The organism is Pseudomonas sp. F1_0610, from assembly GCF_047470865.1.
Taxonomy (GTDB): domain Bacteria; phylum Pseudomonadota; class Gammaproteobacteria; order Pseudomonadales; family Pseudomonadaceae; genus JAZDRH01.
This window is the reverse complement of sequence record NZ_JAZDRH010000047.1, coordinates 1-11,403: the sequence shown is the minus strand read 5'-3', so window position 1 is coordinate 11,403 and position 11,403 is coordinate 1. Positions and strand designations below refer to the sequence as shown.

Below are 11,403 nucleotides of genomic sequence, written 5' to 3'. Positions count from 1 at the left end.
TCATGAATGGTTAGATTTAAACATCTTTGACAGCATTGAACAGGCTCAAGAACTTGCTACACAATGGCTTTGGACGTATAACAACGAACGCCCTCACACTGCTATCGGAGGAGTACCGCCAAGGCAGCTATTACAGGCAGCTTAAATTCTACAGATGAGCACTGTGGAAAATGGGGGGATTACAATATGACTTTTCATTTTCATTAAACTCTAACTCCGAAAACGAAACTGCCAAGCAAGAATTCGTTATTAAGCATAAAATATAGAAAAACTTATTCATTATGCATGCTCTGTGATTAATTTTAAGCTTGCCATTTCTTCTTCCATATTTCTATAAGGTACGAATTTATTTTGTTCAGATGCCCAGTACATTCTTTGCAACCAAACTTTTAATTTGTCATCTTCCATGGTTAAATAAATATTCTCCAAAATACCAATAGTTATGAATATTAGAACTGTCCAAGGTGTTGTAAATACTGTAACCAACCCGAACTCGCCTAACATTAAGGCAGTTCCGCAAGCGCTTTTCCCGGCGGATTTAAGATCTAAGTGCAGCACATTTGATGAATTGATGATGGCCCAGTATTACTCATCGACTGTTCTTTTTGCATAACTTCAGTCAATACCTCAATAGAACATCTGAAACTGAACCGAGGCTGTAGCTTCCATCCGAAGCACGGAGGGCTCAAATTCTGACTGCGACACCTGACCAATGTGGTAGGTATAACAGAACTTAGCCTTGATGAACGAATTAGGATCAGAATAGGCCTACTACAAGAACTGAGTCTGCGCGAAATTGCTAGGCTGCTCAGGCCTTCTCCTTATTATGGAACGTCTTCCATGTTATTTTAGACATTTTTTCTGTATTATATTTAAGCTGTTGTTTATCTTCATACTGCTCAATCTCTTGCAGCATAATAGGTTGCTTTCTAAAAGACATTGCAATTTTTCTCGAGCATCCCCAAAACAGATAAAATAAAAACAAAATCCATTTTAAGCGCTTCATTTTAAAGCAATCTCGGAGCACATATAATATAGAAAACCTAAATGTTTCACGATCAGTAATAATAGGGTAATTAATTTCCACTCCGTTTAATAACTCTGTTACAACTTCATCAGGCTGTGTCATGTACCTATTTATTGCATTCCAATAAGCTTTTACTTCTTCTATTTTTCGTGAGCATTCGCCCAGCATAAAACTACATTTAATTTTTCCGCCATTTTCCAAAATATAACCATAAATTGAGTATTGAAATGGATTATAAATATTTGTTTCTAATGTAAACAAAATATTAGTGTATTTAGCCTGAATTATTTCATTTTTATCCGAAAATATTATTTGACCTTCCGATCTTTTGAATAGTATTGTGTCGCATAAAAACTGAGTTCTATATTTTAAATAACATACAAGCCAAGGTATGAACAAACATAGTCCCATTCCAAGCTCAAGAATATGTTGAGACCAATTACTTTTATTGATAAGTATAAAAAGTATTGCAGCCAACCCTCCACAAGAAGTAACCAGTAAATAAAAAGTTCTATCAATATCTAACCCTGTACCTATTCCTTTATAAGTAGAACATATTAATTGTAAGTTATTTAAATCAGAATAAACAACATTATCATTAAATTCAAAACTTTCACAGTTTTCTATTTCACCACAAGATAAATACTTTACAACTGAATCATCATCTAATTCTTTTTTAGCTAAAAAACTCATCCTTGATACCTTTGCTTAAAGTATATTATAAAAACTATCTATTTTATCATTGCACTTTTAATTTAAAATGCATTTTATTCTGATAAACATGATATTGACTACCTCCTTGTAGATCTTAAATTTGCAATCGTTTCGCTAATTTTCGTAGATTACTTGGGTCCAGTGCTAAAGCACGCGCAGCGCTTGCCCAGTTGCCCTTATGTTCAGATAAGGCAGCACTAATAAGTTTACGTTGATAATTTTCTACAGCGTTTTTAAATGATTCTTGAGTATAGCTGTAATTAGACTCTAGGGTAGCTATTTTATTTATTGCACCATTCGGTAAGGTCAAGTCAAGATCTAACCACTGTGTCTCTATACTTAACATTTCAGTACGTGAGCCCGCTCGGCTAAATGCCTTTAATGCTGCACGACTAATAACATGCTCAAGTTCACGTACATTACCTGGCCAAGTGTAGCTCTGCAATGCTTGCTGGGCTTGCGTTGTTAAGCGTAAACAGCGCAAGCCTAAACGTGCTCTATTAATTTCTAAAAAATGCCCTGCCAATAATAGGATATCATGCGCTCTATCACGTAATGCTGGAATAGCCACTGGATAGACCGACAGCCGGTGATATAAGTCTGCACGAAAGTTGCCTGCTTTTACTTCATCACTTAACTGTCTATTTGTTGCTGTAATTAAGCGTACGTTGACATAATGCGGCTGATCTTCGCCTAGGCGTTGTACTTCACCATTTTGTAAAGCACGCAATAATTTTGCCTGTATAGATAGTGGTAGCTCTCCTATTTCGTCTAAAAATAAAGTACCATTATGGGCTGCCTCAAAACGTCCTTGACGATGGTTAACGGCCCCAGAAAAAGCCCCTTTTACATGACCAAATAATTCGCTTTCAGCAAGCGCTTCAGGTAGCGCAGCGCAGTTAACATAAATAAGTGCTTTGTCTTTACGTTGCGAATGGCTATGTAACCAGCGAGCGAAGAGTTCTTTACCTACCCCTGTTTCACCCTGTAAAAGTACGGGAAGGTCTGACTCTGCAACAACACTAAGCTCATTAAGTAAGTGCTTGATGGCGGCACTTTCGCCCAAAATACCACCTGTTGTTTCTTCCGTATGATTAATGTTTTCGCGCCAGGCTAAGCGCATGCTGGATAACTCACTTTCCAGCTTGCAGATGCGCAGTACAACCTCAATTAAAGGCTTAATTTCTTCTAATAACGTTAATACTTCAAGGCTAAAACGGGTGGGAGGTAATGCGTCTAAGGTGAGTACGCCCCAACAACGCCCTGCACAATAAAGGCTAATACCAACACAATCATGCACTGGCAAAGGCTGAGTAGGGTTTTCTTGTAATAAACCGTCATAAGGATCTGGTAGTGTACTTTCATGAGCAAACTGCACTGCTGTACTTTGTTTAAGAATTTCTGCAAGGCGTGGATGATGCTGTACCACAAAACTACGCCCTAGTACTTCATGTGGTAATCCTACTGCCGCTTTAGGACGTAGATATTCACCATCTAGTTGCAACAATACAACAGCGCTACCAGCAAACTGCGCTTGCAATAAATTCACTAAGCGCTGCATACGAACGGCTGGTTCCAGCTCTAAGGCTAAATCGGTATAAAGCTGATGATACAATGAGGTAAAATATACCATAAAGGGTAGTTCCGACCAGATAGTTGCAAGGTAGATTATACCTTTCTACTAATAGCCCCCTTGATTCTTATCACTAGGTAGATTGGCATGCTGCTTGCTTTACTTATGTAAAATAAAGCACAAGGAAACTCATATGCCCGCCCTTTTACTTGATAACTCCTTAGGATCTATAGCTACCCAAATTCCACAGGCTACTCAAATTTTCCATGCGTTGAACCTTGATTTTTGCTGTGCTGGCCATAAAAGCTTGCGCCAAGCTGCAACAGAACAAGGCTTAGATCCTGAGCAAATAGCAAGCCAGCTTGCTAACTTACAAGCAGAAGCATACTCAGCAAGTAACGATTGGAATTTAGCCTCTAATGAGCAATTAATTGAGCATATTTTGCTGCGTTATCATGCTGTACACCGAACACAATTGCCTGAGTTAATTCGTCTTGCTGAGCGTGTTGAGCAGGTACATAAAAATCGAGAGGAATGCCCTAAGCATCTAAGTCAATTGCTTACTCAAATGCTAGATGATTTAGACAAACATATGCAGAAAGAGGAAATGATTTTATTTCCGATGATTAATCGGGGACAAGGAAATAAAGCGGGTGGGCCGATTCAGGTTATGCGATTTGAACATAAACAACATGGCGAGGTGTTAGAGCAACTGAAGATGCTCACCCATGGTATGCAACCACCTGCAGATGCTTGCAGCACATGGAAAGCGTTGTATTTAGGACTTAATGAATTAAAAGTAGATTTAATGCAGCACATTCATTTAGAAAATAATCTGCTCTTTCCTAAAGCCTTAGGACTGGAGGTTTAACATGGGAAACTACAAGAAGCTCTGGTGGACACTAATAGCTGTCTTAGGTGTTACGTTTTGTGTATTAGGCTGGTTTGGACGCGAGATTTACCGCCAAGCGCCTCCGATTCCTGAAGTGGTTGTTTCAGAACAAGGGCAATCACTATTTACAGCTGAGGATATTTTAGATGGACAAACAGCATGGCAAAGCGTAGGGGGCATGCAGCTAGGTTCTGTTTGGGGGCACGGTGCTTATCAAGCACCTGACTGGACGGCAGATTGGTTGCATCGTGAGTTAACTACGTGGCTTGAACTAGCCGCTCAGGATAAATATGGGCAAGCTTACACTAAACTTGATGAGGATAACCAAGCCTTATTACGCCAACAGCTAAAGCGTGAATATCGTAAAAATCAAACGCAAGATAACCGTTTGGTATTAAGTGATAGACGTATTCAAGCAATGGAAACTACTGCGGCTTATTATGATGCGTTGTTTAGTAATGCGCCAGAAATGCAAGAAAGTCGCAAAAGCTTTGCCATGAAGGAAAATACTTTACCTGATGCCAAGCGACGTGAGCAATTGTCACGCTTTTTCTTTTGGACTGCTTGGGTAGCGGCAACAGATAGACCTGAGCAAAATGTTAGCTACACTAATAACTGGCCACATGAACCCCTAATTGATAACAAACCAAGTGCTGAAAATATTATTTGGTCATTAGTTAGTATTGTCTTGTTGCTGGCTGGTATTGGCTTTTTGGTTTGGGCTTGGGCATTCTTACGTAAAGAAGATGAGCAAGAACCAGAAGCGCCGAAACAAGACCCTATCACCCTTGTTGCGCTTACCCCTTCTCAAAAAGGCTTAGGCAAATACCTCTTGCTAATTGTTGCTTTGTTCTTATTTCAAGTATTTCTTGGTGGCGCCGTTGCTCACTATACTGTTGAAGGCCAAGATTTTTACGGTATTCCCTTATCGCAATGGTTTCCCTACTCGCTTCTACGCACTTGGCACTTACAAAGCGCATTATTTTGGATCGCTAGTGGTTTCTTGGCGATGGGACTCTTTCTAGCCCCGATTGTTAATGGCGGTAAAGATCCTAAATTCCAAAAACTCGGAGTTGATGTTCTTTTTTGGGCTTTAGTCGTGGTGGTAGCCGGCTCCTTTATTGGTAATTACCTTGCTATCGCTCAGATTATTCCTCCTGAGTTAAATTTCTGGTTAGGTCATCAAGGTTATGAATATGTTGACCTAGGCCGTCTATGGCAAATTGGTAAATTCCTAGGCATTGTATTTTGGCTTGTACTTATGTTGCGCGGCATCCTTCCTGCCTTGCGCAACCCTGGCGATAAAAATCTACTAGCCTTGCTGTCAGCTTCAGTGATTGCTATTGGCTTATTTTATGGTGCTGGTTTGTTCTATGGCGAAAGAACCCATCTTTCTGTCATGGAATACTGGCGTTGGTGGGTAGTTCATTTGTGGGTCGAAGGTTTCTTCGAAGTCTTTGCTACTACTGCACTAGCCTTTATCTTTTCAAGCATGGGACTAGTATCTAAGCGTATGGCGACTGTGGCTAGCCTAGCATCTGCCTCACTGTTTATGTTAGGCGGCGTACCTGGCACATTCCACCATATGTACTTTGCTGGCACTACCACACCTGTTATGGCTGTAGGTGCAAGTTTTAGCGCATTAGAAGTTGTTCCACTGATTCTTTTAGGCTATGAAGCTTGGGAAAATTGGCGCTTAAAAACTCGTGCGCCTTGGATGGAAAATATCAAGTGGCCTCTTATGTACTTTGTGGCCGTTGCCTTCTGGAACATGCTAGGCGCTGGTGTATTTGGCTTTATGATTAATCCACCTATTTCGCTGTATTACATACAAGGCTTAAATACTACAGCAGTACACTCACATGCAGCCCTATTTGGCGTATATGGATTTTTAGCCTTAGGCTTTACCTTGTTGGTATTGCGCTACATACGTCCCTCTATGCAATTTAATAACCGCTTAATGAAAACAGCATTCTGGTGGTTAAACGCTGGGCTGGTTCTGATGATAGCTACTAGCTTACTACCTATTGGAATTATTCAATTTCATGCCAGCGTTAGTGAGGGACTATGGTTGGCACGCAGTGAAAGCTTTATGCAGCAAGACCTTTTACAGACATTGCGGTGGGTTCGTACCTTTGGTGATGTAGTCTTTATCATTGGTGCTTTAGCCACAGCATGGCAAGTCGTCATTGGTGTATTTAAAGGTAACACAAGTATTAGCGCTAAAAATTAAGTGGAAACCTCCCTTAGTTAATCAAATGAGCTAAGGGAGGCCATAGCAACCGACCTGAAAATGGCGTGTAAAAGCATTAAAGGTACTCTGTTTCAATAGCACTTGCGGTGCATGAATAGTGTTTATTTTGTATGAAATAAGCACATAAAAATTGATGACTATCAAATTGATAATTAATTAATTTCTTATGCTTTTAATATCAACAAACCGTGAGATATAGCGATGAAAACATTTAAAGCATGCTTGCTAACTTCAGCTATAGGTTTTATGAGCTTTATGACCTTAGGTGCTCATGCGGCTGAATCCTTGCCTGTAATTAAAGCCGTATTAACACAGGCACCCAATGTTCCTCCTCCTGTCAATCGCAATTACAGCGCTAAAGTTGTGATTAACATGGAAACCATCGAAAAAGTAATGCCAATGGCCGACGGTGTAGATTATATGTACTGGACATTTGGCGGCGATGTGCCTGGACAATTTGTACGTATTCGCGAAGGTGATGAAGTGGAGTTTCACCTTTCTAATCATCCTGATTCTAAAATGCCGCATAATATTGATATGCACGCTGTGACAGGCCCTGGCGGTGGCGCAGAAGCTTCATTTACCGCACCTGGTCACACCTCAACCTTTAGCTTTAAAGCCCTCAACCCTGGCCTTTATGTTTATCACTGTGCTGTAGCACCTGTAGGCATGCATATTGCCAATGGCATGTATGGTTTAGTATTAGTTGAACCTAAAGAAGGGTTACCTAAAGTTGATCGTGAATACTATATAATGCAGGGCGATTTCTATACCCGTGGCGAATATGGCGAGCAAGGCTTTCAGCCATTTGATATGTCCAAAGCCATTAAAGAACAGCCAGACTATGTTGTGTTTAACGGCCATGTAGGCGCCATGACTGGTGAAAAATCGTTAACAGCTAATACAGGTGAAACTGTGCGCCTTTATGTTGGTAATGGCGGCCCTAACCTTGTTTCCTCATTCCATGTCATTGGTGAAATTTTCGATCGCGTTGCTGTTGAAGGCGGCAATTTAATTAACCATAACGTACAAACCACTCTAATACCTGCTGGCGGTGCCAGTATGGTTGAGTTTAAAACAGAAGTTCCTGGTAGTTTTACCATTGTTGATCACTCTATTTTCCGTGCCTTTAATAAAGGCGCTTTGGGCACTTTAAAAGTAAATGGTGCAGAAAACCCAGCTGTTTACTCTGGTAAACAACGTGACGTTGTTTACCTACCTGAAGGCTCAGCTATTCAAAGCATCTCAGCTCCACCTGCTAAAGAAGTAACAGCTGCCAACAAAGATGAGCGCGTGCGTTTAGGAAAAACACTCTACGAAGCTAACTGTATGGCTTGCCACCAAGCTAATGGTGAAGGCATACCAAGAGCCTTTCCACCACTGGCAAAATCAGACTACTTAAATGCTGACATTACACGAGGCATACGTGCTGTTACTCATGGGCTAAGCGGAAAACTCATTGTAAATGGCCAAGAGTTTAATAGCTTAATGCCAGCCGTTGCCTTAAATGATGAACAAGTAGCCAACGTACTTACCTATGTTTTAAATAACTGGGATAACAACGGCAAAGAAGTAACGCCAGAGCAAGTAAAAGTAGAACGGAGCAAACCTTAACAATGCGCCCTTTTTGGTTAATGGGGCTAACGTCACTGCTATTGCCAGCATCTGTGGTAATAGCAGCTGATAACGGCATGGTTAGCATTGAACAAGGTATTTATCGCCCTTTATATCTGTCAGAAACTAGCCCTATGACAGAAGTAGACGCTTTTAAAATTGATAAAAAACCTGTTACCAACGCGCAATACTATGCATTTGTCATCCAACATAAAGGCTGGGAAAAACAAGCTGTCAGTCCACTTTTCTCAGAAGCTAGCTATCTCAAACACTGGCAAATTATTGATCAGCAATATGTGCCAAAAATGGAGGACTTAGACAAGCCTGTTACCTATGTTTCTTGGTTTGCAGCCCAAGCCTATTGTGAAGCTCAAGGCAAGCAGCTACCCACGGTAGCACAATGGGAATATGTTGCCCAAGCTTCAGAAAGCCAAATACAAGGCAGTCAAGAAGCAGGTTATACCCAACGCATCTTAGACTGGTACGCTACTTCTGCAACTAAACCACTCGCTAACGTAGCGCAAAACCCTGCAAATTACTGGGGGTTATACGACCTTCACGGCTTAATTTGGGAATGGACCTATGACTTTAATAGCGCATTGGTTACAGGAGAATCACGATCTGACAGTAGTTTGAATCAACAAATGTTTTGCGGTTCAGGCGCTGCAGGTGCGGCTGATCCCAGTGATTATGCCGCCTTTATGCGCTATGGATTTCGCGCTAGTTTACAAGCACCTTACGCCCTAGCTCAGCTCGGCTTTCGCTGCGCTCAGTAACTTACGAAGGAAAATAGCCATGAAATTACGTCATATGTTCGCTGCTATGCCTCTATGTGTTGCAGCACTTATAGCCTCTGCTGAAGTCTTACCTGAAAACTCTATTTATCAACTGGATAACGAATGGCACACCGCCACTGAACAGCCGTTCCAACTCAAGCAATTACAAGGCAAGCGCCAAGTGGTTGCCATGATTTATACCCACTGCCATCATGCCTGTCCAGTGATTGTTCACTCAATGAAAACACTGGAGAAACAACTGACTGCAGAAGAAAAGCAAAGTATTGGTTTTACCTTAATTAGTTTTACGCCAGAAACTGATACACCTGAAGTATTACAAGCTTATGCCAAACAATTTGATTTAGGCGATAACTGGACACTGCTTCGTGGCACAGACGCCCAAGTGCGCACCTTTGCCAACGTCATTGGTATGAAATATAAAATTCAAGCGGATGGTAGTGTAGATCATGCCAGCACCCTAACCTTACTAGATAAAAACGGAGTAATCCTAGCAACATTACGTGGTGTAGAAGATGAAGTACCTACTATGTTACAAACACTACGTAAAGCACAATAAAAACAAAAGCAGCGAGTTTACCTTGAAAAACTCGCTGCTTAAATAATTTCACTGTTAACTATCCGCACATTCAAATATCGAATTGTTATATGAAAAAATCATATTAACCACTACCTCTTATATGCTTTTAACAAGCCTTGTGTATTCAGGGGACACTAATATACATGACCTCATTAAAAAATCGTCAAAGCTGGCTAAAATGAAAAGTCTATTTATTTCAACCTATATTTTTGTACAGCTTATTTCTTAGCAAGTTAGAATGAGTAGAAAACAAGCATTAAAATTAAGAATCAAAAATAATTAGACTGAATATCTTCAATACAACTAGAAATTTATATCGCTAGTATTGTAGTGCATTATTTAAAAATCAATTTTTTACAGCATAGATAACTTAGAAATATTAATATTTTAGCTATTTATAAGATAAAAAACTAGATGGTAGCGGTAAACAGCTTATTTATGTTAAAATACCTGAATACAAAATGCTTTCTGCAACGTTAAAATAAGGAAATAGATATTACTATGTACAAGAAATTCTTTTATTTTATTTTTATAGGAATCACGACAATGAATATACATTCATATGCAAAAAGCCCGCAGCGTTATGCTGACTATAATCATGCACAAATAATACTCCCTAAAGTAGATTATTCTCTAATTATGGAGAGTAGAGGAATGTTGTGTGAGCCAATTGTTAATGATGTAATCATTATTAGTAATAAAGGAGCTATAGCAGGTATTTCTCAAAGTACTTTTGGTATTAATGAATGGGTACAATCGGGAAAAAACAGGTTTGGTATAAATGTGGCTTCATGGAATTGGATTGATAGAGAGACACGAAATACATATACAGAAGAAAAGAAAAATCAGTTCCCTAGACTAGATAGTTATTGTTCTGTGGCCTTGGAAGTGACAACATTTAAACTCTATGATGATAAACCTTTCGAAAGGGTCTCTAGTATCGTTGCTAAAGTAACAGCTTCTTTAGATGAGAATGGAAAATTAGTTTTAGACGAAGAATCATATGATTATAATGATCCAATCTCTCTTTCCATTTCATTAAAAAAAGAAAAAAGTCATATTAATTCAGGATTCCGCAAAGACATCACAGGACTTTATCTATTAACTCGTGATTTTACCGCAACCAATGTGCCTGAGTGGTTATGGGTGAAAGCACCAGCTTATGATGATATCCCTAATAACCGTCAGCAGCTAGAAGAGGCTTATTTAGAGCTATGGACAACGCTAAAAAACAAGGATGGAAAAGCTTTTAAAGATTTATTAGCGATTTCTGCTTATGAAAATATGATGGGCAACCGTCTAATGGAAGTTTCTACAGAGGATGAAGAAGATTTCTTTTTACAACTCAATTATAATCAGGATTTTTTTGATAATGTAGAAGTGAAAGAATTGGATTTTTCTAGCTTTGAGCCAATACTATACGAGAATGGCCGATTGGTTACATTATCAAATAATAGTCATAGCTCCCCTATTCTACAATATAATGGTAGAGCTATTGTTCATTACTTTGCTTATATTAATGGTAAGTTTAGAGTTGTTCGATAATGGTAATCCTCCCATTAATAACTGAAATTAAAAGTAGCAGTTAAGCGGCCAGTGGTGGTTTACCTTTATTCGCTTGATGTGGTCTTTTATAATTGTAATACCACAACCACTCAGCGGCATAATCTTGCACTTATTCCAATGCGTCAAATAAATGCTTATCGAGCCAACTATAACGAATTGTACAATTATAACGTTCAACGTAAACATTCTGTTGCGGATTCTCTGGTTGAATATGTTCAATCCTAATATTGTGTTTTGCTGCATTTACTAAAACAGTTTCAGTTAGAGGCCTTCTCTTTATTAAGCTAGGATGCCTTTTATCACTCTGTTCAATTTTTATCTATGATACAAGCTTTGATACAAGAATTGAATTCGTAACATAGATTTGTATAGACAGCAGTAGAACTAAA

11 protein-coding genes and 1 pseudogene are annotated in these 11,403 nt (G+C 39.4%); 8 read left to right on the top strand and 4 right to left on the bottom strand.

Going from position 1 to position 11,403, the window contains the following annotated elements:
* A partial coding sequence (locus VQ643_RS15700) for an integrase core domain-containing protein (RefSeq protein WP_414201353.1) occupies positions 1 to 145 on the top strand: 145 nt, incomplete at its 5' end.
* A 134-nt stretch (positions 146 to 279) separates the two neighbouring features.
* On the opposite strand, the gene VQ643_RS15695 is transcribed toward VQ643_RS15700, so the two are convergent.
* Entirely contained in the window at positions 280 to 504 is a 225-nt protein-coding gene (locus VQ643_RS15695) for a hypothetical protein (RefSeq protein ID WP_414201351.1), read from the bottom strand.
* Between the two features lie 210 nt (positions 505 to 714).
* Here VQ643_RS15695 and VQ643_RS15690 point away from each other — a divergent pair, with 210 nt between their 5' ends.
* Entirely contained in the window at positions 715 to 852 is a 138-nt protein-coding gene (locus tag VQ643_RS15690) for a helix-turn-helix domain-containing protein (RefSeq protein WP_414201349.1), read from the top strand.
* Here VQ643_RS15690 and VQ643_RS15685 read toward each other — a convergent pair.
* Together VQ643_RS15685 and norR are read right to left on the bottom strand one after the other, a co-directional pair.
* Positions 809 to 1,720: a hypothetical protein gene (locus tag VQ643_RS15685; RefSeq protein WP_414201347.1), complete on the bottom strand. Its 912-nt coding sequence runs from the start codon at positions 1,718 to 1,720 to the stop codon at positions 809 to 811. The genes VQ643_RS15690 and VQ643_RS15685 overlap by 44 nt on opposite strands.
* A 115-nt stretch (positions 1,721 to 1,835) precedes the next feature.
* On the bottom strand, positions 1,836 to 3,374 hold the full coding sequence (norR, locus tag VQ643_RS15680) for a nitric oxide reductase transcriptional regulator NorR (RefSeq protein WP_414201345.1): 1,539 nt from the start codon (positions 3,372 to 3,374) through the stop codon (positions 1,836 to 1,838).
* 133 nt (positions 3,375 to 3,507) lie between these two features.
* Between norR and ytfE the strand changes: the two genes are divergently transcribed.
* From ytfE to VQ643_RS15650, 6 genes are all read left to right on the top strand, one after another.
* Positions 3,508 to 4,185, top strand: coding sequence for an iron-sulfur cluster repair protein YtfE (ytfE, locus tag VQ643_RS15675; RefSeq protein WP_414201343.1), 678 nt, complete (start codon positions 3,508 to 3,510; stop codon positions 4,183 to 4,185).
* Between the two features lies 1 nt (position 4,186).
* On the top strand, positions 4,187 to 6,439 hold the full coding sequence (locus VQ643_RS15670; RefSeq protein WP_414201341.1) for a nitric-oxide reductase large subunit: 2,253 nt from the start codon (positions 4,187 to 4,189) through the stop codon (positions 6,437 to 6,439).
* 222 nt (positions 6,440 to 6,661) lie between these two features.
* The gene (gene nirK / locus VQ643_RS15665) at positions 6,662 to 8,074 is read left to right on the top strand and encodes a copper-containing nitrite reductase (RefSeq protein ID WP_414201339.1); all 1,413 of its coding nucleotides are present in this window, start codon (positions 6,662 to 6,664) and stop codon (positions 8,072 to 8,074) included.
* Positions 8,075 to 8,076: 2 nt separating this feature from the next.
* Positions 8,077 to 8,850 carry a formylglycine-generating enzyme family protein gene (locus VQ643_RS15660; protein ID WP_414201337.1) on the top strand — a complete coding sequence of 258 codons (774 nt, stop codon included), beginning with the start codon at positions 8,077 to 8,079 and terminating at the stop codon, positions 8,848 to 8,850.
* 19 nt (positions 8,851 to 8,869) lie between these two features.
* Positions 8,870 to 9,427 (top strand): SCO family protein, encoded by a 558-nt coding sequence (locus VQ643_RS15655; RefSeq protein ID WP_414201335.1) that lies wholly within the window; start codon positions 8,870 to 8,872, stop codon positions 9,425 to 9,427.
* Positions 9,428 to 9,994: 567 nt separating this feature from the next.
* Entirely contained in the window at positions 9,995 to 10,993 is a 999-nt protein-coding gene (locus VQ643_RS15650; RefSeq protein WP_414201333.1) for a hypothetical protein, read from the top strand.
* 40 nt (positions 10,994 to 11,033) lie between these two features.
* Here VQ643_RS15650 and VQ643_RS15645 read toward each other — a convergent pair.
* Positions 11,034 to 11,255, bottom strand: a pseudogene (locus tag VQ643_RS15645) (integrase core domain-containing protein); the annotation flags it as partial.
* Positions 11,256 to 11,403 lie beyond the last annotated feature (148 nt).